The organism is Microbacterium sp. 71-36 (assembly GCF_001898305.1).
Lineage (GTDB): Bacteria > Actinomycetota > Actinomycetes > Actinomycetales > Microbacteriaceae > Microbacterium.
Window position 1 is genome coordinate 395,502 of the sequence record NZ_MKTP01000004.1, and the last position, 26,829, is coordinate 422,330.

18 protein-coding genes are annotated in these 26,829 nt (G+C 71.1%); 9 read left to right on the forward strand and 9 right to left on the reverse strand.

What is annotated here, in order from left to right; all coding sequences use genetic code 11:
* The first annotated feature begins 112 nt into the window (after positions 1–112).
* A complete protein-coding gene (locus BGO45_RS13380) occupies positions 113–6,310 on the forward strand; it encodes an Ig-like domain-containing protein (protein WP_292695011.1) in 6,198 nt (2,065 codons plus the stop codon).
* Between the two features lie 68 nt (positions 6,311–6,378).
* Positions 6,379–10,332 (forward strand): family 43 glycosylhydrolase, encoded by a 3,954-nt coding sequence (locus tag BGO45_RS13385; protein WP_292695013.1) that lies wholly within the window; start codon positions 6,379–6,381, stop codon positions 10,330–10,332.
* 41 nt (positions 10,333–10,373) lie between these two features.
* On the opposite strand, the gene BGO45_RS13390 is transcribed toward BGO45_RS13385, so the two are convergent.
* Positions 10,374–11,498, reverse strand: coding sequence for an AI-2E family transporter (locus BGO45_RS13390; RefSeq protein WP_292695014.1), 1,125 nt, complete (start codon positions 11,496–11,498; stop codon positions 10,374–10,376).
* Positions 11,499–11,563: 65 nt separating this feature from the next.
* On the opposite strand from BGO45_RS13390, the gene BGO45_RS13395 reads away from it, so the two are divergent.
* The 4 genes from BGO45_RS13395 to BGO45_RS13410 all read left to right on the forward strand — a co-directional run bounded on the left by BGO45_RS13395 (position 11,564) and on the right by BGO45_RS13410 (position 15,443).
* A complete protein-coding gene (locus tag BGO45_RS13395; RefSeq protein WP_292695016.1) occupies positions 11,564–11,869 on the forward strand; it encodes a chorismate mutase in 306 nt (101 codons plus the stop codon).
* Between the two features lie 336 nt (positions 11,870–12,205).
* The gene (locus BGO45_RS13400; RefSeq protein WP_292695018.1) at positions 12,206–13,510 is read left to right on the forward strand and encodes a glycine betaine/L-proline ABC transporter ATP-binding protein; all 1,305 of its coding nucleotides are present in this window, start codon (positions 12,206–12,208) and stop codon (positions 13,508–13,510) included.
* Positions 13,510–14,481, forward strand: a complete 972-nt coding sequence (locus BGO45_RS13405) for a proline/glycine betaine ABC transporter permease (RefSeq protein WP_076492519.1) — start codon at positions 13,510–13,512, stop codon at positions 14,479–14,481. Before BGO45_RS13400 ends, BGO45_RS13405 begins: the two co-directional genes overlap by 1 nt.
* A gap of 53 nt (positions 14,482–14,534) precedes the next feature.
* The gene (locus BGO45_RS13410; RefSeq protein ID WP_292695020.1) at positions 14,535–15,443 is read left to right on the forward strand and encodes a glycine betaine ABC transporter substrate-binding protein; all 909 of its coding nucleotides are present in this window, start codon (positions 14,535–14,537) and stop codon (positions 15,441–15,443) included.
* Between the two features lie 26 nt (positions 15,444–15,469).
* On the opposite strand, the gene BGO45_RS13415 is transcribed toward BGO45_RS13410, so the two are convergent.
* Positions 15,470–16,216, reverse strand: a complete 747-nt coding sequence (locus BGO45_RS13415; protein ID WP_292695022.1) for a DUF2071 domain-containing protein — start codon at positions 16,214–16,216, stop codon at positions 15,470–15,472.
* A gap of 47 nt (positions 16,217–16,263) precedes the next feature.
* Between BGO45_RS13415 and BGO45_RS13420 the strand changes: the two genes are divergently transcribed.
* Complete coding sequence (locus BGO45_RS13420) at positions 16,264–16,524, forward strand: DUF3253 domain-containing protein (protein WP_292695023.1); 261 nt, start codon at positions 16,264–16,266, stop codon at positions 16,522–16,524.
* A gap of 9 nt (positions 16,525–16,533) precedes the next feature.
* Here the strand turns inward: BGO45_RS13420 and BGO45_RS13425 are convergent, their stop codons facing one another.
* The 5 genes from BGO45_RS13425 to BGO45_RS13445 all read right to left on the reverse strand — a co-directional run bounded on the left by BGO45_RS13425 (position 16,534) and on the right by BGO45_RS13445 (position 22,131).
* Positions 16,534–17,247: a hypothetical protein gene (locus BGO45_RS13425; protein ID WP_292695025.1), complete on the reverse strand. Its 714-nt coding sequence runs from the start codon at positions 17,245–17,247 to the stop codon at positions 16,534–16,536.
* A gap of 9 nt (positions 17,248–17,256) precedes the next feature.
* Positions 17,257–18,174: a hypothetical protein gene (locus BGO45_RS13430; protein WP_292695026.1), complete on the reverse strand. Its 918-nt coding sequence runs from the start codon at positions 18,172–18,174 to the stop codon at positions 17,257–17,259.
* Positions 18,175–18,339: 165 nt separating this feature from the next.
* Positions 18,340–18,477 (reverse strand): hypothetical protein, encoded by a 138-nt coding sequence (locus BGO45_RS13435; protein WP_175611072.1) that lies wholly within the window; start codon positions 18,475–18,477, stop codon positions 18,340–18,342.
* 37 nt (positions 18,478–18,514) lie between these two features.
* Positions 18,515–20,854 carry a phosphoribosylformylglycinamidine synthase subunit PurL gene (gene purL / locus BGO45_RS13440; protein WP_292695027.1) on the reverse strand — a complete coding sequence of 780 codons (2,340 nt, stop codon included), beginning with the start codon at positions 20,852–20,854 and terminating at the stop codon, positions 18,515–18,517.
* Between the two features lie 263 nt (positions 20,855–21,117).
* Positions 21,118–22,131 (reverse strand): hypothetical protein, encoded by a 1,014-nt coding sequence (locus BGO45_RS13445; RefSeq protein ID WP_292695029.1) that lies wholly within the window; start codon positions 22,129–22,131, stop codon positions 21,118–21,120.
* Between the two features lie 62 nt (positions 22,132–22,193).
* On the opposite strand from BGO45_RS13445, the gene BGO45_RS13450 reads away from it, so the two are divergent.
* Positions 22,194–22,772 carry a TetR/AcrR family transcriptional regulator gene (locus BGO45_RS13450; protein ID WP_292695031.1) on the forward strand — a complete coding sequence of 193 codons (579 nt, stop codon included), beginning with the start codon at positions 22,194–22,196 and terminating at the stop codon, positions 22,770–22,772.
* A gap of 37 nt (positions 22,773–22,809) precedes the next feature.
* On the opposite strand, the gene BGO45_RS13455 is transcribed toward BGO45_RS13450, so the two are convergent.
* Positions 22,810–25,131, reverse strand: coding sequence for an FdhF/YdeP family oxidoreductase (locus tag BGO45_RS13455; RefSeq protein ID WP_292695033.1), 2,322 nt, complete (start codon positions 25,129–25,131; stop codon positions 22,810–22,812).
* A gap of 57 nt (positions 25,132–25,188) precedes the next feature.
* On the reverse strand, positions 25,189–26,067 hold the full coding sequence (gene fdhD, locus BGO45_RS13460; protein ID WP_292695035.1) for a formate dehydrogenase accessory sulfurtransferase FdhD: 879 nt from the start codon (positions 26,065–26,067) through the stop codon (positions 25,189–25,191).
* A gap of 159 nt (positions 26,068–26,226) precedes the next feature.
* Between fdhD and BGO45_RS13465 the strand changes: the two genes are divergently transcribed.
* Positions 26,227–26,820, forward strand: a complete 594-nt coding sequence (locus BGO45_RS13465; protein ID WP_292695037.1) for a hypothetical protein — start codon at positions 26,227–26,229, stop codon at positions 26,818–26,820.
* Positions 26,821–26,829 lie beyond the last annotated feature (9 nt).

A 26,829-nucleotide genomic window follows, 5' to 3' on the forward strand; every position in this document is an offset into this window, starting at 1 on the left:
TTTCGCGTCCTTCGAAATCTTCGAAAAGGATTGAGAAAACGTAAGCGTTTCCTTAGCGTTTCATCCCGCATGTCTCTCTCGGTGAGGAGAGAGACCGAGAGGATGAGACATCGTGGACTCCCCACACCGCACGAGCCGTCGCACCTGCCGCGCGGCCATCGGGACGATCGCTTCCGCAGCCGTCGTCGCGACCCTGGTCGTCGCGGCCCCCGCACAGGCGGCCAACACCGACATCGGCTACCCGACGTTCTCGGGCAGCCCCACCCCGGTCCCCGCGACGGGGGTGACCTACACCCCCGGTAACCAGCTCCAGAAGATCTTCGACGCCGACGTGGCGGCCGGCGCGGGCACCAGCGTCGACAAGGACTTCTGGATGGACCGGATGCTCGCCCGCACGGGCGACGCCGGCAGCTTCGGCGACAACAACCAGTGGCTGTTCACGCGCGGGCGTGCGGCCTTCATGAAGGAGCACGACCCGTCCGCCCTCGGCTTCGGCGGGCAGCTCGCCTACTGGGAATCGATCGACGGCCGCTCCGGCTACACCATCGCGGCGCGGGTGAACGGCGCCGACGTGCCGCTGACCGAAGACGTCGCCCAGCGCAAGCAGACCCCGAGCTACTGGCGCAGCGTCCACCGCGGCGGCGGGCTCGAGATCGTGCAGACGAAGTTCATCACCGACGCCAACGTGCTGGTGACGAACCTCGACGTGCGCTCCACCGGCGGTGCGGTCGACGTCGAGCTCGTGGCATCCTCCCCGTACGCGGTGTCCGCGGAGGGCGACGAGCTGGTCGGTCACGTCGAGGCGCTCAACAACCTCACCAAGATCTCGCCCCGTTTCTCGGGAGACGGCTTCGCGCCCGCGGGCCAGACCCTCACGCGCACGCTGTCGGTGCCCGCCGGCGGCAGCGCGACCGCCAAGGTGCAGCTCGGCCTCGTCACCGACGAGATCGCCGAGTCCCGCAGCGAGTACGACGCCACGCGGGCGCAGTCGCCCGCCGAGGCGTACACCGGCCACGTCACCTCCTACAACCGGTGGTGGGCCGAGAACGTGCCGTACCTGGACACCCCCGAGGACAACATCGACAAGTCGTTGTTCTACCGGTGGTGGCTCATGCGGTTCAACTTCCTCGACGCCGACATGCCCGGCAACACCTACCAGTTCCCGGTCGCCATGGAAGGCGTGCTCGGGTACAACAACTCGATCGTGCTCACCACGGGCATGTTCATCGACGATCTGAAGTACTTCCGCGACCCGATCTACTCCTACGGCCCCTGGGTGTCGACGGGGGAGACGAGCAAGAGCTACAAATTCGTCGACAACCCGGGCGACCCGGCCAACTGGTCGAACAGCTACACCCAGTACATCTCCGAGGCCGCGTGGCGCTCCTACGAGCTGCACGGCGGACCCAGCGCCATCGCCGGGAACCTCGCCAAGTACGCCGAGGACGACGTCAAGGGCCTGCAGGACGCCTACGACTTCAACAAGAACGGCCTCATCGAATACAACTGGGGCGCGATGACGGGCAACGACGCGGATGCCGTGTCGTTCCACTGGAAGGCCGGCTACCAGGACCGCGCCGAGAACGCTTACCTGTACTCCAACGCGCTCGCCTCGGCCGAGGCCTACCGCACCGCCGGTGACACCGCGAAGGCCGCCGAGATGGAGGCGTTCGCGCAGAACATCAAGGCGCAGGTCATGAAGGTGCTGTGGAACCCCGACCGCAAGCTCCTCGAGCACGCCATGGCGAACAACGGCGAGCACGTGCCGTGGAAGGAGATCAACAACTACTACCCGTTCACCGTGGGCCTCGTGCCCAAGCCCGGCGACGCCGACTACAAGGACGACTACGTCCAGGCGCTGCGGCTCTTCGCGGACGACAAGCAGTACCCGATCTTCCCCTTCTACACCGCGAACCAGGCCGACCAGGCGGCGTACAACGCCACCGGCGGCCAGGGCAGCAACAACTTCTCGGTCATCAACTCCACGGTGATGTTCCGGATGATGTCGAAGGTCCTGCGCGACTACCCGACGGATGCCATCACCGCGGAGTCGTACAAGAAGCTCCTGTACTGGAACGCGTGGGCGCACTATCAGAACGGCGGCGACAACCGTCTGCCCGACCAGAACGAGTTCTGGGCCAACGGCTCGGCGAACCCGCAGAAGATCGACTACCGCTCCTGGATCCACCACACGATCCTCGGCGCGACGAACTTCACGATGATCGAGGACGCGATGGGCGTGCGCACCCGCGACGACGCCAAGATCGAACTCGACCCGATCGACATCGGGTGGGACCACTTCACCGCGAACAACATCCGGTACCGCGACCGTGACCTGACCGTCACGTGGGACGCTCCGGGCGGGACGCGGTACTACGGCGACGACGTGCCCGAGGGCTACTCGGTGTTCCTCGACGGCAAGCTCGCCTTCACCGTCGACAAGCTGTCGCACGTCATCTACGACCCGGCCACCGGAACGGTGCAGGTCGTCAAGGGCGACGCGAAGGTCACCACCGCGACGACCTCGTCGGTCCAGGCGCCGCAGGACGTGCGCTTCGCCGACGACGCCCGCGTGGTCGACCTGTTCGCCAAGGCCGGTGCCGACGTCCGCACCGCCAGCACGGGCAGTGCGAACCTCGCCGCCTCGGCGACGGCCACCTTCTCGGCCGCGGGCCGCGACCCGAAGGGCGCGGTCGACGGCACGACCATCAACGAGCCCTTCTGGGGGACCGCCGGATCGCCGAACGCGAAGGACTCCCTCACCGTCGAGCTCGGCGGCGAGAAGACCTTCGACGACATCCGTCCCTACTTCTACGACAGCTCGTCGTCGGCGACCGCGCCGGGGTACGCCGAGCCGTCGGTCTACACGCTCGAGGTGCGCCGGGGCGGGCAGTGGTCGGTGATCCCGCAGCAGGCCCGCACACCCGCGTACCCCCGCGCGAACTACAACCACGTCCAGTTCCCCGAGGTGACCGGTGACGCCGTGCGCCTGACGGTGACCCACGCCAGCGGCATGAAGACCGGTGTCAAGGAACTGCAGGTGTTCCACACGGGCGTCGCCGCCCCGGCATCCACGAACCAGGCTCCCCTGGTCACGGCGTGGCAGAACCTCCAGGCGTCGGTCGGCGGCGCGGCCGCGCTCGTCGGCACGGTCAAGGACGACGGGCTGCCCGCGGGCACCGTGTCGTCGACCTGGTCGGTGGTGAGCGCGCCCGAGGGGGCGACGGTGCTGTTCGACGACGCCGCGTCCGCCTCGACCACGGCCCGCTTCTCGGACAAGGGGCAGTACGTGCTGCGCCTGACCGCCGACGACGGGGAGAAGACGTCGCAGACCGACGTCACCGTGCAGGGCGAGCCGGTCACCGCCGGCACGAACGTCGCCCCCGAGGCGACCCCGACCGCGGAGTACACCGCGGGCTGGAACAACGTCAAGGCGGTCAACGACGGGAAGGTGTTCTTCACCGGCGGCAGCCAGAGCGACATCTGGGGCACGTGGTCGGGCAACCACCCGGCGACCCGCTGGCTCCAGTACGAGTGGAAGACGCCGCAGCGAATCGCGGGGGCCGAGATCGGCTTCTGGAGCGACCAGACCGACCCGAACTCCAGCAACGGCGTCAACGTCCCGAAGGGGTGGAAGGCGCAGTACTGGACCGGTTCCGACTGGGCCGACGTGGGAAACCCGTCGGAGTACACGGTGAAGCGCGACGCGACCAACTCCGTCACCTTCGACGCCGTGACCACCACGCGGCTCCGCGTCGTGCTGCAGGCCGCGGGCAACGGACCGTACGCGGCCGTCGCCGTCAGCGAGCTCAAGGTGTTCGCCGACGCGCCGACCTCGATCGAGCCGATCGACGTGCGCACGGCCGTGGGCACGAAGCCGACGCTCCCCGCGACGGTGGATGCCACGTACTCGGACGGCAGCCACGCCGACCTCCCCGTGACGTGGGCCCAGGTCACCGACGCGCAGGTCGCCGGTGAGGGCAGCTTCCCGGTGTCGGGCATCGTCCCCGGCTCGCCCGTCTCGGCCAAGGCGACCGTGTGGGTCCGCGCGACCGCTCCCGGTCAGATCAACCAGGTGGATGCCGTGACCAGCCGCACCCAGCCGGGTGTCGCGCCGGTGCTGCCGAAGACCGTGGGCGTGCTGTTCAACGACGGCTCGCGTCAGGACCTCCCGGTCACGTGGGACGCGGTCGCCGCGGACTCCTACGCCGCGCCGGGACAGTTCACGGTCGCGGGCACGGTGCAGAGCGACCTGCCCGGCACCAAGGCCGCGTCGGCCGCGGTGACGGTCGGGTCCGGCGGTGACGACACGAAGGCGCCCACGGTGGCCTTCCAGGTGTCGCCGGCGGCTCCGGGCTCGGGCTGGTACACGCAGGCAGTCGCCGTCGACGTGACGGCGCGCGACGATCAGGACGCGGCCCCGCGCATCGAGGTGCGCGTGGATGCGGGCGCCTGGGCGGCCTACACCGGCACCGTCTCGGTGACCGGCGACGGAGCCCACGTCGTGCAGGCCCGGGCGACCGACGCGGCGGGCAACACGTCGCCGGTGGCCGAGCAGACCGTGCGCATCGACACCACGGATCCGGCCGTCGAGGTGACCACCGACGCGGTCTCGCGCACGGTCAAGGCCACCGCGACGGACTCCGGCTCGGGCGTGGCCTCGATCGAGTACCGCCTGGGCGACTCCGGCGAGTGGAAGGCGCTGACGGGCTCCGTGCTCGTCGGACTCGACGAGACGAAGGTGCAGGTGCGCTCCACCGACACGGCGGGCAACGTCTCGCCGGTGGTCGAGCGCACGGTGCCGAAGGCCGACGGGTCGCAGAAGCGCAACGTCGCCCTGCTCGCCACGCCCACGGCATCCGGAACCGCCGCCTGGAACAAGGTCACGGGTCTGAACGACAACGTCCAGCCCACGTCCTCCGGCGACGTCGCCCCCAACGACAACGCGAACGTGTGGGGCGTCTGGCCCGCGGTGACCGACCAGTGGGTGCAGTACGACTGGACCGAGCCGGTGACGGTCGGCGAACTGGGCGTGTACTTCGTGTCGAACATCGATGCGCAGGGACTCGGCATCGACGTCCCCGCGAAGTGGGAGGCCGAGTACTGGGATGCCACGACCAGCGCGTGGGTGCCGGTGAAGAACGCCGGCGCGTACGGCACGGCGAAGGACACCTACAACACGGTGACGTTCGACCCGGTGACCACGACGAAGCTCCGCCTGGCGCTCGACCCCGTCGGGACCGAGCAGGGCAAGGGCAGCGTCGGCATCAAGGAATGGCAGGTGTGGGAGCAGCCGGAGACGCCGGTCCCCGACACGCAGGCGCCTGTCGTCACCACCTCGGTCGACCCGGTCGCTCCCGCGAGCGGCTGGTACACCGGCACGGTGAAGGTCTCGGCGACCGCCATCGACGACCGTGACGACACTCCCGTCGTCGAGGTCCGCGTGGGCGGCGGCGAGTGGTCGCGGTACACCGCGCCGGTCGAGGTCACGAGCGACGGTGCGACCACGGTCTCCTTCCGGGCGAAGGATGTCGCCGGCAACACCTCCGAGCCCGCGGGCGTCGAGGTGAAGCGGGATGCCACCAAGCCGGTCGCCGACGCGGGCTGGAACGCCCCGTCGCGCACCGTGACCCCCACCGGTACGGATGCCGGTTCGGGCGTGGCCGTCGTGGAGTACCAGCTCGGTGGTGGGGCGTGGACCGCTGCGACCGGCGTCACCGCCGTCGGCGACGCCGCCACGACGGTGCGCGTGCGGGTGACCGACGTCGCGGGCAACGTGTCGGATGTCGTGGAGGTCGCCGTGCCGGCGAAGACCACGGATCCGGGCACCGACCCGGGCACGAACCCCGGCGGGGGCGGCACCGATCCCGGCGCCGAGCCCAGCGGCTCGCTCACCGGCAACGAGGTCATCCGGATCGGCGTCGCGCAGGTGGCGCCGGGCGGGCAGCTGCCCGTCTCGGTCAGCGGGGCTGCGCCGGGCACGGTGTTCGCGGTGGAGTTCCGCTCCACCCCGGCCCGCCTGGGCACCCTGACGGTCGGGGCCGACGGCACCGCGAACGGAGTGTTCACCGTCCCGGCATACGCCGAGTCGGGGGTGCACACCGTGGCGCTCGTGGTGCCCGGCGGTGAGCTCACGGCGCAGGTGACCGTGGTCGCTCCCGGCGCGACGTCGTCGCAGACGCCGCCGCTGGCGGTCACCGGACAGGATGCCGCGTCGACGCAGGTCGCGATCGGCATCGGCGTGAGCGTGCTGCTGCTCGGGCTGATCGTCCTGGCGATCGCGTACCACCGTCGGCGCCGCTCGGCCTGACGAACCGGGGCCGGGGGCGTTTCGCCCCCGGCCCCTTCCGCACTTCCCCCCGGTCGAAGGAGACCACCGTGATCCGTCCTGCCCCGCGGCGACTGTGGGCCGCCGCGACCGTCCTGGGCCTCGTGGGAGGAGTGCTGGCGCTCACGCCCGCGAGCCCCGCCGCGGCCCTCCCCAACCCCCTGATCGGCGACGGGTCGGTGTACTCCGCCGATCCGGCCACCCTCGTCGCCGACGACACGCTGTACGTCTACGCCGGCCGTGACGAGGCCGACGCGACGACGAACGACTTCGTCATGAACGAATGGCAGGCGTTCTCGACCACCGACGTCGAGGGCGGCTCCTGGGAGCACCACCCGTCGCTCATGCGCCCCGAGCAGGTCTTCTCCTGGGCGACGCCGGGCCGCGCCTACGCCGGTCAGGTCGTGCAGGGCGGCGACGGCCGCTACTACTGGTACGTGCCCGTGCACGAGGCCGGCAGCAGTTCGCCCGATCCGTTCGGCATCGGCGTCGCGGTCTCCGACACCCCGCTGGGCCCGTGGAAGGACTACGCCGGCGGCCCGATCGTGTCGCAGAAGATCCTGGGCAACGACGCCCACAACATCGATCCCACCGTCTACGTCACCGACGACGGCCGCGTGTGGATGTACTGGGGCAGCTTCAGCCGGCTGTTCGGTGTCGAGCTGGCATCCGACATGAAGACGATGATCGGCACCCCCACCGAATTCCGCAGCGGGGTCGACGGCTTCTTCGAGGCCGCCTGGCTGTTCGAGCGGAAGGGCACGTACTACCTCGCCTATGCGGCCAACACGGCCGGGCCCGACAGCTGGTGCACCCCCGCGGTCTACCACGCGTGCATCGCCTACTCGACCGCGCCGACCCCGATGGGACCGTGGACCTCGCAGGGCCGGGTGCTCGCGCCCGTCTCGTCGACCACCAGCCACCCCGCCATCACCGAGTACCACGGCGCCTGGTACATGGCCTATCACACGGCGGATGCCGCAGGCGGGAACCACTTCCGGCGGTCGGTGGCCGTCGACGAGGTGCAGTGGGACGACTCCGTGACCCCGGCGCGCATGAAGCCCGTGGTCACCACTCCGGCGCACGACATCAGAACGACCCCCTCGGCGAACGTCGCCCCGTGGGCCACGGTCTCGGCGTCGAACGAACCGGTGCCCGTGCAGTATTGGAAGGCGGCGCTGAACGACGGCATCGTGCGCCCGAACCCGCTCCCGCCGGACATGTGGGGCTCGTACGCGGCCGACCGACCGGCCTCCCAGTGGATCCAGTACGACTGGCCCGAACCCGTGCGCATCGACCGCTCGTCGATCCAGTTCTGGAGCGACCGCGAGCCGGGCAGTGGCGACGGCGTCTCGGCCCCGTCGTCGTGGAAGCTGCAGTACTGGGCCGACGGGCGCTGGAACGACATCGCGAACCCGAGCGGGTACCCGACCTCGACGCGCGAGCTGCACGAGGTGACGTTCACGCCCGTGACCACGACCCGGTTGCGGGCGACGCTGAACGCCGCGCCGGGCTCGGGGGCGTCGTCGAGCTACTCGGCCCTCGCGGTGGAGGAGTGGACCGCGGGTGCCGTCGCCCCGACCGGTGTGGAGCCGGCCGCCACCAGCACGCTCGTCGGAGAGGCTCCCGAGCTGCCCGACACCGTGGCGCTCGCGTACGGCGACGACCGCGTGGCCGCACCCGTGACCTGGGATGCCGTCGATCCGGCCTCCTACGCGGCGCCCGGCACCTTCACGGTCAGCGGAACGGCACAGGGATATGCCGCCGGTCGCGTGCAGGCCACCGTCACGGTGATCGGCGCGGACGCCTGGCGCACCGACCTGGCGAAGACCGGCACGCCGGTCGCCGACTTCACTGCGGCCTGGAACTCGCTCGCCTCGATCAACGACGGGACCGTCGTCTACCAGGGCGGGTCGGCGTCGCAGACGTGGGCCACCTGGGACGGCGTGCGTCCGGAGACCCGCAACGTGGGCTACACGTGGGAGAAGCCCGTCACCGTCGACGCGGTCACTGCGCACTTCTGGAGCGACGTGGCAGGAGCCTCGGGCGCGGGCGACGGTGTCGCCGTGCCGGCCTCGTGGCACATCGAGGCGCTCGTCGACGGCGTCTGGACCGAGGTCTCGGGAGCCGGTGGCTACCCGGTCGAGGCGTCGGCACCCAGCCGCGTGTCGTTCACACCCGTGACGACCACCGGCATCCGTGCCGTGCTCGACGCGCAGTCCGACGGCACCACGAACGCCGCGGTCGGCGTCTCCGAACTCGAGGTGCTCGGGGAGACGGTGGATGCCACGGCCCCCGAGGTGTCGCTCGAGACGCGCGGCCCCCAGGGCGCCGACGGATGGTTCGTCGGACCGGTGACCGCGCGTGCCGATGCGACCGACGACCGCGACGTGCGCGTCGCCCTCTCGGTGGCGGTGGACGGCGCGGCGGCCACGACGACTCCCGACGTGCGCCGCGTCGACACCGTGGTGCGTGAGGACGGCTCGCACACGGTCACCGCCCGCGCCACGGACGCCGCCGGCAACGTCTCGACCGAGGCGACGGCATCCTTCCGCATCGACGCCACCGCTCCTTCGGTCACGGCGACGCTGGACGCGGGCGCCCGATCGGTCTCGGCGACGGCCACGGATGCCGGCTCGGGCCTGGTCGGCATGGAGTACGCGCTGGACGACCCGCTCACGTGGCAGCCGTACACGGCGGCCGTCGCGGCGCCCGATCTGGAGCGGCACGTGGTGTACGTGCGTGCGACGGACGCCGCGGGGAACGTCTCGACCGCGACCGCGGTGACCGTTCCACGGTCGCCCGATGCGCCGCTGACGGGCAACATCGCGCCGTACGCGACCCCGACGGCATCGTCGGCCTCCGGCTGGGCGCCCGTCGGCGGCGTGAACGACGGCAGCGTCACGGGCACCCCGTGGGGCACCTGGCCGCGCGTCGGCGAGCAGTGGGTCCAGCTGACCTGGGATCGCCCGGTGACGGTGGACCGCGCGAGCGTGCAGTTCGCGCGCGACGCGGCCGACGAGGCCGATGCCGGTCTGATCCCTCCACGGTCGTGGGTGCTGCAGTACCGCGACGACTCGGGCGCGTGGGAGGACGTCGCGACATCCGACACGTACGGACGATCGTCGGATACCGCGAACGAGGTGCACTTCACCGCGGTCGAGACCACGGCCGTCCGCGCGGTGATGCAGTCGTGGGGCGCCGCGGAGGGTCAGGGGTCGGCCGCCATCTCGGAGTTCGAGGTGTGGGCCGCCGCAGACCAGCCGCCGGTCGACACCACGGCGCCGACGCTGGAGTTCCAGGCGGCACCCCCCGTACCCGCCTCGGGCTGGTACCGCGACGCGGTGCCGGTCGCCGCGACCGTCACCGACGACACCGATCCCTCTCCGGCGGTGCGCGTGCGCGTGGACGGTGGCGCGTGGGCTGCGCTGACCGACGACTTCCGGGTCACCGCTGACGGCACGCACCTCGTCGAGGCCGAGGCGGTCGACGCCGCGGGCAACGTGTCGTCACGCATCGCGTTGACGGTGAAGATCGACGGCGTCGCGCCGACGCTGACGACGGTCGTGACGCACGAGGCCTCGGAGCACGTGGTCGAGGTCACCGCCTCGGATGCCCTGTCGGGCGTCGGCACGGTCGAGCGTCGGGTCGACGGCACCTGGATCGCCGTGGTCGATGGTCAGGTGACGCTCGCCTCGGGCGGAGGAACGGTCCCCGTCGTGCTGCGGGCGACCGATCTCGCCGGGAACACCTCCGAAACGCAGACCGTCACGGTCGACACGGGCACGACCGGACCGGTCGACCCGACTCCGACTCCGACTCCCTCGCCGTCCCCCTCCGGGGCGAACGCGTCGATCGACGGATCCACGACGGCCGGAGTCACGGGGTCTGCGACGCTCGCACGCACCGGCACGGTGTGGCCGCTCTCCGCGCTCGCGCTCGCCGTCGTCCTGCTCTTCGTCGGCACCATCGTGGCTCGTCGCCCTCGTCGGGATCGCCGGTAGAGGGGCGGATGCGGGGGCGCTTGGCCGCGCCCCCGCATCCGCTACTTCTTCGCGTCCTGGCGCGGGATGATGATCTGCTTGACGATCAGCAGCAGCGAGGCGGTGACCGGGATCGCGACCAGGGCGCCGAGCAGTCCGAGCAGCGTGCCGCCGACGAGTGCGCCGATGACGACGAGCGATCCCGGGACCGAGATGGTCCGGCTCATCACGCGCGGCGTCAGCACATATGCCTCGACCTGCATGTACACGAGGTAGACCACGGCGAAGATCAGTCCGGCCGTCGGATTCACGATGAGCGTGAACACCGTGGCGGTGCCCCAGAACAGCACCGACCCGACGAGCGGGATGAGCGTGATCCCGAACGCGAAGGCCGCCAGCAGCGCCGCGAAGGGCTGCCCGACGAGCGTCAGCACGATGAAGGCGAACACCGCGTTGATCAGCGCCAGCACGACCATGCCCGACAGGTAGCCACCGACCGAGTCGGTGATCTGGCCCGTCATCTCGGACACCGTCTCGCGGTTGCGCGCCGGGCTGAGGCGCACGAGCGAGTTCTTCATCGACGGGAGGGATGCCAGGAAGTACAGGCTCAGCACGAGCACGATGATCGCGCCGGAGATGCCGGTGGCGATGGTCACGCCGGCCTGCAGCAGACCGCCGCCGATGGCGGTGAGGTTCGCCGGGTTCGTGAAGAACTTCTGCACCTCGTTGAAGATGTCGCCCACGCTGTCGCCGAAGTTCGACTCGATCCACAGCACGAAATCGCTGGCGCGGAGGTCCGAGACGAAGGTCGGGACGTCCTCGATGAACTGCGAGATCTGGCGCACCACCGGCGGGATCAGAAGCCACAGGGCGGCGGCGAGGATGACCGCGAGTCCGCCGAACACGATGACGATGGCCCACGCCCGCGAGATGCCGCGGCGCACCAGGCTCCGCACGAGCGGATCGAGCGCGAGCGCGATGAACAGGGCGATCGCGATGTAGATGAGGACCGTGGAGAGGTTCGACAGCGACAGTCCGAGGAGGAGCGCCGTGAGCCCGCCCAGCGTGAGGAAGAAGCCCGCGGCGTAGGGCCGCGCGATCGCCGACCACACGGGCCGGTCGCGCGAGGTGACCTCCCCGGCGTTGGCGCCTTCGGCGGAAGGATCGGGGTGCGACGATCGGCTCATGGTCACACTGTAGGGCTCGCCGCGGCGGACCGCGGGTGCGCGATAGGGTCGGGTCCGGAGGACCCATGACCGACGCCGACCCCACGACGATCCTGCAGGGCCTGCGCGGCAGCATCGACAACATCGACGCCGCGCTCATCTTCCTGCTCGCCGAGCGATTCCGCTGTACCAAGCAGGTCGGTGTGCTCAAGGCGCAGCACGGGATGCCGGCATCCGACCCCTCTCGCGAAGAGCAGCAGATCGCCCGGTTGAAGCGTCTGGCCGCCGAGGCCGATCTCGATCCGGAGTTCGCGGAGAAGTGGTTCAACTTCGTCGTCGCCGAGGTCATCCGTCACCACCGGTCCGCCGCCGGCGCCCCCGCGGAGGACTGACCGACACGCCCGGGCGTGCCCGGGGCGACGGGACCGTGCACCTTCCCGCTACGCGCCCGCGTGTGCCACGGTCGTCCCGGAAACGCAAGCCGGCGGTCGGTTTGCCAGCCGATCCATCAGCGTGAAACGGTAGAGGAGGCCCCCAGCGGGCCGCCCACCCGACCAGTCCGCGGTCGCCGGTGCCGGCTCGGGGGAGTCGCGCCGCGAGCGTACGGTCGGCGGCCAGGACCCGGATCCGACATCCGGCGTCGGAGCGTTCGCACCCCCGGTGAACGCCGAGCGGCTGCCACCCGGGCGTGACCGATGCGGCCACCCGAGGCCGCGCAGGTGCACACAGTGACCACTCCGCATGCCATCGCGGCCAGGAACCTCTTCAAGGTCTTCGGCCGCTCCCCGCAGTCCGCCGTCGAGAAGCTCCGCGCCGGTGCCCGGCGCGACCAGCTCGGCGACGCCGGAACCGCCGCCGTCATCGACGCGAGCTTCGACGTCGAACCCGGCGAGATCTTCGTCATCATGGGCCTCTCCGGCTCCGGCAAGTCCACCATCATCCGCATGCTCAACGGCCTGCACGACGCCACGGCCGGCACCGTCGAGGTGCAGGGCGACCCGCTCACCGGTGTGAGCACCGCGCGGCTGCGGAACCTGCGCCGCGAGCGCATCGCGATGGTGTTCCAGCACTTCGCCCTCCTGCCGCACCGCACGGTCGCCGCGAACGTGGCGTACCCGCTCGAGATCCGGGGCGTCGGCAAGACCGAACGCCTCGCGAAGGCGGACGAGATCCTCGCCCTGGTGGGCCTTGAGGGGTGGGGCGACAAGCTCCCCTCGGCCCTCTCCGGCGGGATGCAGCAGCGCGTCGGCATTGCCCGCGCCCTCGCCGCCGACACCGACATCCTGCTCATGGACGAGGCGTTCAGTGCGCTCGATCCGCTCATCCGCCGCGAGATGCAGGAGCAGCTGCTCGAGCTGCAGCGGACGCTGAAGAAGACGATCGTGTTCATCACGCACGACCTCAACGAGGCGATGTTCCTCGGTGACCGCATCGCGGTCATGCGCGACGGCCGTATCGTCCAGATCGGAACGCCGGAGGACATCCTCACGGACCCCGCGAACGACTACGTCGAGCAGTTCGTCCAGGACGTCGACCGCGCCCGGGTGCTCACGGCGGCGAACGTCATGGAACGTCCCCGTCCCCGCGTGGATGCCGGCGCGGGTCCGCGCACGGCCCTCCGCCAGATGCGCGACGCCTACATGTCGGCCGTGTACGTCACCGATCGCGACCGCAAGCTCCTCGGGATCGTCACCGACCGGGATGCCGTGAAGCTCGTCCGCGCGGGGGAGAGCTCGCTGCTCGGGCGTCTGAAGCCCGTGCCGCACAGCGTCCGCGAGGACGAGGTGCTCATGAACCTGTTCGTGCCCGCCGTCGAGTCGCCGCTGCCGCTGGCGGTCCTGGATGCGGAGGGACGCCTCACCGGCGTCATCCCGCGCGTCACGCTGCTCGCGGCGCTCGGCCCCGGGCCCACCGCCACCGAGGAGATCACCGTGCTCCCGCAGCCCGTGCCCTCGGCCGAGATCGACGCCGTGCTGGCGGACGCGGGTGACGCGCCGGAAGCCGTGGCATCCGGAATCGAGGGGGTGCGCTGATGGACGGGTTCCGTATTCCGGTCGGGACGTGGGTCGACGCGGGCGTGGACTGGCTCCGCGACAACCTGTCGGGCCTGTTCGACGTGATCGCCGTGGTCGTCCGCTTCCTCGTCGGGGGACTCAGCGACGTCCTGCTGGCCGCGCCGATCATCGTCGTGATCGTCGTCGCCGCCCTGCTGGCCTGGCTCGTGCGTTCGTGGAAGCTCGCGATCGGCACCGTCGTCGGGTTCGCGCTGATCCTCGCCATGGGGCAGTGGGTGACCGCGATGCAGACGCTCGCGCTCGTCGTCGTCGCGGCGGCCGTCGCCGTGGCGATCTCGGTGCCGCTGGGCATCTGGTCGGCGCGCAATCCCGCGGTCCGCGCCGTGATGAAGCCGGTCCTCGACTTCATGCAGACGATGCCGGCGTTCGTGTACCTCATCCCCGCGATCACCTTCTTCAGCATCGGCGTCGTCCCCGGCGTCGTCGCGACGGTGATCTTCGCCCTGCCCCCGGGGGTGCGCCTGACCGAACTCGGCATCCGGGGAGTGGATGCCGAGACCGTCGAGGCCGGACACGCGTTCGGTGCGACGCCCGGGCAGATCCTCCGTGGCATCCAGCTCCCGCTCGCGATGCCGACGATCATGGCCGGCGTCAACCAGGTCATCATGCTCGCGCTGTCGATGGCGGTCGTGGCGGGCATGGTCGGTGCCGACGGTCTCGGAAAGGAGGTCGTGCAGTCGATCTCGACGGTCAACCTCCCCAAGGGCGTCGAGGCGGGGCTCAGCGTGGTCATCCTCGCGGTGTACCTCGACCGCCTCACCGCAGCCCTCGGTACCCGCGCCGCGAACACGTCGTCGCTGCTGGCGGTGCTGGGCCGCCGCCGCGGTCCCGGCGCCCCCGCCTCCGGCGGCCCGGCCGCCGATGCCGCAGGCGAGGCCGAGCGCCAGGTCGCCTCCCCGCGCCGCGCCCCCATCACGACGGGCGCCTGAATCCACTGCCTCCCCCCTGCACCACGGAAATCACATACGGAACGGAAGATCACATGAAGAACACGCGACACCTCACCGCAGCACTCGCCCTCGGCGCCGTGGCGGCCCTCGGGCTCGCCGGATGCGCGAGCGGCAACCAGGCCGAGGGCGGCGCCGGCGACGGCGGCGACAAGGGCACGATCACGCTGGGCTTCCTGCCCTCGTGGACGGACGGCCTCAGCACCGCCTACCTCCTCGAGGACCAGCTCGGCAAGCTCGGCTACACCGTCAAGATGCAGACGCTGACCGAGGCGGGGCCGCTGTACGCCGGGCTCGCGCAGGGCGACGTCGACATCTACCCGTCGGCCTGGCCCGAGCTGACCCACAAGTCGTACATGGACACCTACGGCGACGCGATCGAAGACCTCGGCTCGTACTACGACAACGCCAAGCTCACGATCGCCGTGCCCAGCTACGTCGACATCGACTCGATCGACCAGCTGCAGGCGAACGCCGCCCGGTTCGACGGCAAGATCTACGGCATCGAGCCCGGGGCGGGCCTGACGAAGCAGACGCAGGAGGTCGCGATGCCCGGCTACGGCCTCGACGGCGGCTTCGAGCTGGTGACCTCGTCGACCGCGGCGATGCTCACCGAGCTCGACAACGCCATCGCGGCGCAGAAGGACATCGCGGTGACGCTCTGGCGTCCGTTCTGGGCCAACGACGCCTACGACGTGAAGGACCTCGCCGACCCGCAGGGCCTGATGGGCGACCCCGAGAAGCTCCACTTCCTCGGCACGGCCGGCTTCGCAGAGAAGTACCCGGATGCCGCTGAGCTCATCGCCGGCATCCAGCTCGACGACGCGCAGTACGGCTCGCTCGAAGACCTCGTCGTCAACGAGTACGGCGAGGGCCGTGAGGCCGAGGCCGTCGACGCGTGGCTCGAGCAGAACCCCGCCGCGTTCCCGACGCAGCGCGACTGACGCCCCATCCGCGAGCCCCCTCCGTGTCAGGCGGAGGGGGCTTTCGCGATGCCGCGTGCGGGGGTGAAGCGGGTGCGGAACCCGGGATGTCCCGCGGGCATCGCGAGCACCGAGTCGGGCGTGCGTCCGCGCAGCTGCGGGAAGCCGGCATCCGCGACGAGGTCGTCGTCGAGGGCCTCGAGCTCGGCGGTCACCAGCGGCCACGGCTCGTGGCTGTTCGCGGCCCAGATCGTGCGACCGAGGTGCCGTTCGTGGAACCCCCAGCGCGCGGTGAGGAACCGCGACAGCGGGGTGTCGACGGGGGCGGTGCCGAGGTGCGCCCGGAGGCGGGTGCCCGGATGCCGCCCGCCGTGCCGCCGCGACCGGTACTCGATGAGCGGCCCGTCGGTGCGCACCCCCGCCCGCGCCCAGCGGTACGGCAGCCCGAACAGCGCGCGCGCCGCGAGCACCGGCGCGAGGTGCTCGGCCTCGAGCGTCCGGAAGACGACCCCGCGGCGACCGGCGTCGTCCACGGCGTACGTGCGGACGTTGATCTCGGTGAAGGTGCCGACGAACGGCACCGGCGGCAGCGGGAGGAAGCGGAACTCGCTCAGCACGAACGGCACGAGCCCGACCCACGCCGCGCCGTCGTGCACGTCGGGACGCGTCCCGGCGGGGAGCAGCGGCGCGACCTCATCGGGATCGACACGCCAGTGCACGAACACGGCGCGGTTCCACCGCTGCTCGATGACGGCGCGGCCGGGGAGGGTGGGGGCGTGACGTTCCAGGGGCACGGCCCGATTCTCGCCCCGACGCCGTCGTGCGGGGGGACACTGGACACATGCCCCCGTCATCTGCTGCGGATCCCCGGCTCGTGGCATCCATTCGCGAACTCCTCGCGCAGCGGGCCGCCGGGGCGACGATCTGCCCCTCCGAGGCCGCCCGCGCCGTCGGCGGCGACGAGTGGCGCGACCTCATGCAACCGGCGCGGGACGCCGCGCGACACCTCGTCGACGCGGGGGAGGTCGAGGTCACGCAGCGCGGCGAGGTCGTCGACGTGACGACCGCGCGAGGGCCCGTGCGGATCCGCCGCGTGCGCTGATGCGGTGCGTCAGGCGGCCGGCTCCGGCGGCGTGGAAGACGGCAACTCGAGCGCGACCTTCTTCTCGAGGTTCTCGACCGCCTCGTCGCTCAACCAGATGAGGCCGTCGAGCTCCTGCCGCACGCGGCGGTAGGCGACCTGCCGCTCGTTCGGTGTCGCGGCCTGGTCGACGGCGACGCCGAGGAGCTGCTGCGCCGTCTCGAGGCGTTTGCGCTCCTCGGGCGTGAACGCCGCGGCCTTGACCCGCCGCGCGTCGCGTTCGGCGAGCTCGAACGCGACCTCGTAGTCGGTCACGGCGTCGCGGTACTCCCTCAGTCGCTCGGGAGCCGGAGTCTCGCCCACGGCCGGGCGCAGCGTGTCGGCGACCTTCTTCGCGCGCAGGAAAGCGGCGGTCAGCGGCTGCCGCCCGTCGCTCATCGCCGGGTACGAGATGAGCTTCGCCACATCGAGCTCGTAGTCGAGCCAGCGGTGCGTGACGTCGTCGTGCCGGGCTTCCACGCGCCCGAGGTCGTCGCCCGCGGCCGGCGTCGCGGCGACCGGGGCGGGGGTGGATGCCACGGCCCCGCCGCCCTGCACGCGGAGCAGTTCGAGCTGCTCGCGGTGGCGCCGGCGGGCCGTGAGCTCCCGCTGCTTCGAGATGCGGCCGACCGCGGCCATCGTCATGCCGAAGAGCGGGAAGACGAGCCACCAGTAGTTTCCGGCGAACTCCATCATGTTGTTCACGGGGACACGCTACGCGCCCGGGTCGCTCTTCCGCCCGCGCTTGGCCTGGCGCTCGGTCCACGACTTGGATGCCGCCCGCCCCATGTTCTCCATCGACCACGTCACCGCCCGCTGCGCCTGCTCGGCCCACTCCGACGCCATACGACCCCAGACGTCGGAGGTGTCATCCGCCGGGCGCTCGTCGCGGCCGTGGCGCGCCGCGCGTTCGGCCCGCTCGAACGCGTGGCGCAGGGCGCGCACGGCGTCGCGGTAGGCGAGGAAGTCGGCCGGTTCGAGGCGGGTCGACGTCGAGGACGGGCGGAGCCATTGCGCGCGCTCCTGCGCGCGGAGGAACTCGGCCGTGAGGGGGGAGCGCGAATCGCTCATCGCCGGGAAGTCGATCGCGAGGGCCGGGTCGGTCTCGTACGCCATCCAACGCTGCAGGATCGCGTCGTGCTCGGCGAACAACCGGGCCACGGGGAGCGGGGCGCTCCCGGCGCGGATGGCGGGCAGCATGCTCTTCGCCGCCCGCACCGCGGCGCGTCGGGCGCGGATCTCCGCCGAGGCGGCGCGCAACTCGCGCTGAGCCGCGGTGAGGCGGGCGCGCGCGGCGACGACCGCGTCGGACGAGGCACGGGATGCCGCCCGCTCGGCCTGCGCGCGCATCACTTCGGCATCCGCGATCTTCACCTCGGCGCGACCGCGCGTGACCGCGTGTCGCGCGTTCTGCTGGTCGAGCAGCGCGGCATCCAGCTCCAGGCGGCGAGCGGCCGCCTTGCTCATCGGTCGGTTCGCCCACGTGCGAGCGGCGCGCTCGGTGGTCGATCCTCCCGCGGGCAGCGCGCGACGCCGGGTGTTGCGCACGCCGATCCAGCCGACGGTGCCGGCTCCGGCCGCGGCGGGAGCGATCCACCACCATTCGGCCATCAGCGCGAGGAGCGGTTCCACGTCCTCATGCTACGTCGGTCGTCTGGCATCCCGCGGGGAGTTTCCCGGCCCCGCGCCGCCTCGCCCGCTCGCTTCTCCGCGATAAACGCGATTCACGCCGAGAAACGCGACGAGAGGCCGTGTCTCGCCGCGAGAAGCGTTTGTCGCGGGGAGGGGCGGGCGGCCTCAGCCGAAGATCAGCGACAGCACCGTCGCGCCGCCGCCGGTGAGGACGAGGGCGCCGATCACGACCCACGCGGTGATCTTGACGCGGCGCTGCCGGCGCGCGTCGAAGCCCGCCATGTCGTCGTCGTGATCGGTCATCGGCGACTCCTTTCGTGGGCGGGTGACCCGGAACGGCTCAGGCGACGGGCTCGGTGACCGTCGGGCCGAAGACGCCGGGAAGCGTCTCGGTCGACAGGCGGCGCAGCTCCGACACGGGGACGGTGAACACGTCCTGGATCTCCAGCGTCGCCTCGGTGCCCGGCTCGACGTCGGTCACGCCGATGCGCAGCACCGGGTAGCCGCGACCGTCGCAGAGGCCGCGGAACTTCACGTCCTCTTCGCGCGGCACGCTCACGAGCACGCGACCGGTCGACTCGCTGAACAGGGCGGCGGTGGCATCCACTCCGTCACGTTCCATGAGCTCGGTCAGCCACACGCGCGCACCGACGCCGAAGCGCATCACGCCCTCGGCGAGGGCCTGGGCGAGACCGCCCGACGAGAGGTCGTGCGCGCTGGAGACGAGCGACTGAGATCCCGCGGCCTGCAGCAGTTCGGCGAGCTTGCGCTCCTGCGCGAGGTCGACCTTCGGCGGACGACCGCCGAGGTGGTCGTGGATGGTGCCGGCCCACTGCGAGCCGTCGAGCTCGTCGGCGGTGACGCCCAGCAGGTACAGGTTCTCGCCGGCATCCTGCCATCCGCTCGGGATGCGCGCGGCGACGTCGTCGATGATGCCCAGGACACCCACCACGGGGGTCGGGTGGATCGGCTGGTCACCGGTCTGGTTGTAGAACGACACGTTGCCGCCCGTGACCGGGATGCCGAGCTCGAGGCATCCATCGGAGAGACCCTCGACGGCCTGGCTGAACTGCCACATGACCTCGGGGTTCTCGGGGCTGCCGAAGTTGAGGCAGTCGGTGACGGCGGTGGGCACCGCTCCGGTGACCGCGACGTTGCGGTACGCCTCGGCCAGGGCGAGCTTGGCGCCGTTGTACGGGTCGAGCTGGTTGTAGCGGCCGTTGCAGTCGGTCGCGATCGCGAAGCCGAGCCCGGTCTCCTCGTCGACGCGGATCATGCCGGCGTCGTCGGGGAAGCTCAGCGCCGTGTTGCCGAGCACGTAGTAGTCGTACTGGTTCGTGATCCACGAGGTGTCGGCGAGGTTGGGGCTCGCGACGAGGGTCGTGAACTGCGCGCGCAACGCGTCGTTGTCGGCGGCGCGCGGGAGCTTCGCCGCGGAGTCCTCGTTCAGCGCGTCGATCCACGTCGGGTAGGCGACGGGCCGCTCGTAGACGGGGCCGTCGACCGCGACGGTCGAGGGGTCGACGTCGACGATGCGCTCGCCGTACCAGTCGATGACGAGGCGGCCGTCGCCGGTGACCTCGCCGAGCACGCTCGTCTCGACGTCCCACTTGCCGACGACGGCGAGGAACGCGTCGAGCTTCTCGGGCGCGACGATCGCCATCATGCGCTCCTGCGACTCCGACATCAGGATCTCTTCCGGAGTCAGCGACGGGTCGCGCAGCAGCACCTTCGACAGCTCGACCTTCATGCCGCTGTCGCCGTTGGCGGCCAGCTCGCTCGTGGCGCACGAGATGCCCGCGGCCCCGAGGTCCTGAATCGCCTCGACGAGGTCGTCGCGGTACAGCTCGAGGCAGCACTCGATGAGCACCTTCTCGGCGAACGGGTCGCCCACCTGCACCGCGGGACGCTTGGTGGGTCCGCCGTCGGCGAAGGTGTCGGATGCCAGGATGCTCGCGCCGCCGATGCCGTCGCCGCCCGTGCGGGCACCGAACAGCACGACCTTGTTGCCGACGCCCGTGGCGTTGGCGAGCTTGATGTCTTCGTGGCGCATGACGCCGACCGCGAGGGCGTTGACGAGCGGGTTGCCCTGGTAGACGGCGTCGAACACCGTCTCGCCGCCGATGTTGGGCAGGCCGAGGCAGTTGCCGTAGAACGAGATGCCGCTCGTGACGCCGTGCACGACGCGCGGGGTGTCCGGGTGGTCGATGGCACCGAAGCGCAGCTGGTCCATCACCGCGACGGGGCGGGCGCCCATCGAGATGATGTCGCGGACGATGCCGCCGACGCCGGTGGCCGCACCCTGGAACGGCTCGATGTAGCTCGGGTGGTTGTGCGACTCGACCTTGAAGGTGACGGCCCAGCCGTCGCCCACGTCGACGACGCCGGCGTTCTGGCCCATGCCCACCATGAGGCGGGTCTTCATCTCGTCGCTGACCTTCTGGCCGAACTGGCGCAGGTAGATCTTGCTGGACTTGTAGGAGCAGTGCTCGCTCCACATGACCGAGTACATCGCCAGCTCGCCGCTGGTGGGGCGGCGGCCGAGGATCTCGCGGATCTTCGCGTACTCGTCGTCCTTGAGGCCGAGCGCGCCGTACGGCTGGTCCTTCTCGGGGGTCGCGATCGCGTTCTCGACGGTGTCGGCGAGAGCGGTACGGGCGGCGGGGTTCGGGGTGGTCACGCGGCTGAGCTCCAAGAATCGCAGGGGCCGGACGGGGACAGTCTAGTTGGGCGTGTCGCCGGGCGCGGCGGGGAGCGGCGGCCCCGGCTGCGGCGGGGCGCTCTCGTGCGGAGTGACCGCCGGGTGGCGTGCCGTCGTGCGGAGTCGGTGGACGACACGCCGGTGTGCGGCGGTGTGGGGGCGGCGTGTCTCGCGAGATCTCCGCTGCACGGCCCGGTCACGTTAGCGGCGCGGAGGGCGGAGTGCTCGCTGTGTCCCGTCCCTCACTCCGCGAGGTGGACGACCTCGCGGTTGCGCCAGTGGCCGATCACGCTCAGCACGACACCGACGAGCGCCCACGCGGCCAGGACGAGCCAGGGCTGTGTCGTGTCCGCCGCGGGGAAGTAGCCGAGGTCGCGGATGAGCGTCGCGGAGGCCCCCGGGACGAAGAACTGTCCGACTCCGCCCCACGGCGCCGCGAGGAACTGGACGGGCATGCTGGTCGCCGACAGCGGGTTGCCGATCAGCATCGTCGTCACGGCGCCGACCGCGATGCCGGGAGGGCCGATGAGCGCGTTGAGACCCACGATGAACGACGCGGTGCCGAGCATGGCGAGGGCGTTGCCCGCGATGAGGGGGAGCGCATCGCCGGGCAGGATGCCGAACCACGTGTGCGCGATGAGGGTGACGGCGGTTCCCGCGGCGGCCGCGTAGACGACGAGTGCCGTGATCCGTCGGGCGACCCCGGTCACGAGCAGGGAGATCAGGATGCCACCCGCGAGGCCCCCCAGGACGAGGGGGAACCCGATCGCGACGATGCCCGCGCCGTTGGGGTCGGCGTCGACGAGGGGCACGACGTCGGTGACGGTGACGGCGACGGCGGTGGGGTTCTGTCCCATCGCCGCCAGCTGAGCGGACACCTGTGCCTGCAGACCCTGTGCCACCCCGCGGAGCGCGGTCGCCACCGCGGGGCTCGCCGCCGTCGCGAGGAGGACCTCGGGCTGCTGCCCGGTGACGACGGCGCCGTAGACCTCCCGCCGCTCGATCGCGTCGATCGCGGCGTCCCGGCTGTCGGAGGTCGTGGGCGCGAACACGCCGTCGGCGTTCTTCGCGAGGCCGTCCTCGACCTGTGCGACCGCGGCCGGATCGCCGACGACGGCGAGCGGGATGTCCTTCGCGGATGCCGTGGCCACGGGCCACAGGAACGCGAGGACGATCAGCGTGACGGCGACCGCCGCGCCGACGGCGATGGCGAGGGAGCGGGCCCAGTGGGTGGGCGGATCGGTGGGCGTGGCCACGAAGACCTCCAAAAAGAATGAACGTTCTGTGTGTGACTATACAGAACGGGTACTCTGTTTGCATGCCGAGACTCACGGAAGCGTCCTCGCAGGCCCGCCGCGACGAGATCGTCGCCGCCGCGATCCGGGTGATGGAGCGCAAGGGACTCACGCGCACGGCGATCGCCGACATCTCCGCCGAGTCCGGGCTCTCGACGGGCTCGATCTACTCGCACTTCGAGAGCAAGGCGCAGATCGCGCTCTACGCCGCGAACACCGTGATCGGGGCGCGGGAGGCGAACATCGCCGCCTCCGATGCGGCGCCGCGCTCGCCGCTGGACCTCGTGGCCGGCTTCCTCCGCGGATTCGACGACGACGGAACCCCCGCCTCCGTCGTCCTGCAGATGTGGGCGGAAGCCGCGATCGACCCCGAGATGAAGCAGCTGATCACCCACATCGTGGGGCGCATCCGTCGCGCTTACGAAGAGGCCCTCGGCCCGTGGGTGGCCGAGCATCCCGGCACGGATGCCGCCGACCTGAGCCTCCACATGGTCGCGCTCGCGCAGGGGTACATCGTCCAGCGGGCGTTCGGGGTGAGAGTGACGTTCGAGGAGTACTCCGCCGGTCTGCGCGCGGTGCTCGGGGCCGAACCCACGGCGTGAGCCGGCGACGGCGGTCGCGCCGCGCGGCGGCTTCCGGTCAGGCGGTCTTCGCCACCCGCACGCGCAGGCTCTTCATCAGCGGCTGGTCGCTCTGACGGCTGTAGTCGTCGGGGCCGAGCAGCACGTTCATCTCGGGGAAGTACCCGGCGGCGCTCCCGCGCGGGGTGTCGTACTCGAGCGCGCGGAACGCCGTGATGCTCCGCACCGACCCGTCGCGCGAGGTGGCCACGATGTCGACGAGGTCGCCCTCGGCGATCCCCCGGTCGCGCATGTCCTTGCGGTTCATGAAGATGAGCTCGCGGATGTTGCGGACCCCGCGGTAGCGGTCGTCGGCCGAGTAGATCGTGGTGTTCCACTGGTCGTGCGAGCGCATGGTCTGCAGCACCAGCACGTCGGAGTCGGCGGGGATCACGTCGGGCAGCTCGGCGGTGGAGAACTCCGCCTTGCCCGAGGGCGTGCGGAAGTCGCGCTCGCGCGCGGGCTGCGGGATGCGGAAGCCCCAGTGCTGGCGGACGAGTTCGTTGAAGCCCTCGAACCCGGGCAGCACCTTCGCCATGGTGTCGCGGATGCGGTCGTAGTCGCCGACGTACCACTCCCATGGCGTCGCCGACTCGGGCATCGCGGCGCGCGCCATGCGGGCGATGATCGCCGGCTCGCTGAGCAGGTGCGGCGACGCGGGCTTGCGCGACCCGAGCGAGAGCATGACGGAGCTCATGGCATCCTCGGTCGAGATCGACTGCGGACCGGATTCCTGCTCGTCGCGTTCGGTGCGACCGAGGCACGGGAGGATCAGCGCCGCCTTGCCGTGCGTGAGGTGGCTGCGGTTGAGCTTCGTGCTCACGTGCACCGTCAGTTCGCAGCGGCTCATGCCCTCGGCCGTGAGCTTCGTGTCGGGAGCGGCCCGCACGAAGTTGCCGCCCATCCCGACGAAGACCTTGAGGTCGCCGCGGTGGAGTGCGGCGACCGTGTGCACGGTGTCGAGTCCGGGATCGCGGGGCGAGCGGATGCCGCACACCTCGTCGAGCTTCGCGAGCCACTCCTCCGTCGGCTTGTGGTTGATGCCGCACGTGCGGTTGCCCTGCACGTTGCTGTGGCCGCGCACCGGCGACGGCCCCGTGCCGAGCCGGCCGACGTTGCCGCGCAGGAGCAGCAGGTTGACGATCTCGCGCACGGTGTCGACGCCGTGCTCGTGCTGGCTGACGCCGAGGCACCAGCTGATCACGGTGCGCTCCGACGCGAGGTAGATGTCGGCCGCGGCGCGGATCTCGGTCTCGGTCAGCCCCGCCTGCGTGACGAGGGCGTCCCACGGGGTCGCCTCGACGAGCGCGCGGTACGCCTCGTAATCGTGGGTGTAGCCGTCGATGAAGGCCTGATCGAGCACCGACGGGTCGCGCTCGGCGGCCTCGAACACGACCTTCGCCATGCCGCGGATCAGCGCCAGGTCGCCGCCCGGGCGCACCTGCAGGTTGAGCGTGCTCGTCGGGTGGTCGTGGAACGTCGCCATGTCGACGATCTCGTGCGGCACGATCGTGCGCGTGGCCGCGACCTCGCGCAGCGGGTTCACGTGCACGACCTGCGCACCGCGCTCGACGGCCTCGGCGAGGCTCGTGAGCATGCGCGGGGCGTTCGACGCGGCGTTGACGCCGAGCACGAACAGGGCGTCGCAGTTCTGCCAGTCCTCGAGGTCGGCGGTGCCCTTGCCCGTGGCGAGGGATGCCGTGAGCCCCCGGCCCGAGCCCTCGTGGCACATGTTCGAGCAGTCGGGGAGGTTGTTCGTGCCGAGTTCGCGCGCGAACAGCTGGTACAGGAACGACGCCTCGTTGCTGAGGCGCCCCGAGGTGTAGAACGCCGCCTGGTCGGGGCTGTCGAGCCCGTGCAGGTGCTCGGCGATCAGCCGGAACGCATCGTTCCACGAGATGGGGACGTAGTGGTCGGTCGCGGCGTCGTACGCCATCGGTCCGACGAGGCGACCGGCATCCTCGAGGGCGAAATCGGACCACTCGGCGAGCTCGGAGACGGAGTGCTCGGCGAAGAACTCCTTGCCGACGCGCTTGTGGGTCATCTCCCACGTGACGTGCTTGATGCCGTTCTCGCAGATGTCGAGGGCGACACCCTTGTCATCGGGCCACGCGCACCCGGGGCAGTCGAAGCCGCTCTTCGGGTGGTTCATCGTGAACATCGCCTTGGTGCCGGCGATCGGCTGGCGCTGCTCGAGCAGCACCTTGCCGACCGTGAGTGCGGCACCCCATCCGGCGGCGGGGTGCTCGTACTCGCCGGTACTCGCCCAGTCGCCCGTGACGGCCGGTCCGAGCCCGCCTTGACGCGGTGCGTCTTTCATCAGCCCGAACGCGTCACCCATGTGCACCCTCCGATGGTTTCGGCGCCGAGACGGTGGCATCCCTCCGCGCGCCTTCGGTCAGCGTACGCCGGAGGTCTCGGCGATGGCGGGGGTTGTGGATGGAGCGAGGATGCGATCCGGACGTGTGTAGAGGTTCATGCTGCCGCCGCGGACGAATCCTGCGACGGTGAGTCCCGCCCGCTCGGCCAGTTCGATCGCGAGCGACGACGGTGCGGAGACGGCGGACAGGATCGGGATGCCGGCCATCACGGCCTTCTGCACGAGCTCGAAGCTCACCCGGCCCGAGACCTGCAGCGCGATTCCGCGCAGCGGCAGCCGGTCGTTGAGCAGCGCCCAGCCGACCACCTTGTCGACGGCGTTGTGCCGCCCGACGTCTTCCCGCACCACGAGCAGTTCGCCCGTCGCGACGTCGAAGAGCGCCGCGGCGTGCAGCCCACCGGTCTTCTCGAACACCTTCTGCCCCTCGCGCAGCCGGTCGGGGAAGCCGGCGAGATCGACGGCCTCGACCCGGATGCCATCCCCCGACACGTCGTAGGACGACACCTTCTCGACGGCCTCTATGGAGGCCGTGCCGCACACGCCGCACGAACTCGTGGTGTAGAAGTTGCGGGCGATGTCGGCGGAGGGGAGCGTCACGCCGGGAGCGAGCGTGAGATCGAGGACGTTGTAGGTGTTGCCGTCGGCGCCGCCGGTGCCCGGTCCTCCGCAGTGGATCGCCCGCGCGAACTGGTCTCCGCGGTGGATCACTCCCTCGGACACGAGGAACCCGGCGGCGAGCTCGACGTCGTGGCCGGGCGTGCGCATCGTCACCGACAGCGGTGACCCGGCGACCCGGATCTCGAGCGGCTCCTCGACGGCCACGGCATCCGGCCGCTGTCTGTTCACGCCGTCGAGCGTGATGCGGGTGACGCGACGCGAGGCGGTCAGGCGTCCCATCTCAGGACCGGCCGTGCAACGAGGGGGACATGGGTCGAGCGTACGCCCGGGGCGCGACATCGGGGCGGGTGGGTGCTGCGTCGTCGGGGCCGCGTCCCCGGGCGCCGCGGTGTCCGACCCGTGTGGTGGAATGGCAGGGAACGGAGACGGAGGACCGGCATGTCGGCGAGAGCGGGGCGCGCACGCCGCGCGGCACGCGGGGTCTCCGCCGCCGTGCTCGCGACCTTCGTCGCGACCCTGTCGCACACCGTCGCCGCCGGTGAGCTGCCCGCCGTCCTGAACGTCGTCCTGGCCCTCAGCCTCGCGTCGCCCCTGTGCATCGCCCTCGTCGGACGCACCGTGTCGTGGTGGCGGCTGACGGCCGCGATCGCCGCCAGCCAGCTGCTGTTCCATTCGTTGCTGGCGCTCGACCTCAGCGGGGGCATTGCCGCGGCCGGGCATCACACCGGTGCGACCGCGCTCGCCGAGGTGGCGGCATCCGGTCACTCGCACGGCCTCACGGGCACCGAATCGCCGTGGATGTGGGTCGCGCACGCGCTCGCCGCCGCCGTCACGGTGGTCGCGCTCGGCTCCGGTGAGCGGGCGCTGCGCGCGGTCGCCGGACTTCTGTCCGACACGTTCCGCGCCCTCGCGCCCGTCACGGCGCCGCGCCCCCGCGTCGCGCCGCGGATGCGTCCGGAGGCGCCGCTGCTCACGGTCCGCATGACCGTGCTGTCGGTGATGAGGCACCGGGGTCCGCCGCTCGCGGCGTAGTCCCCCTCC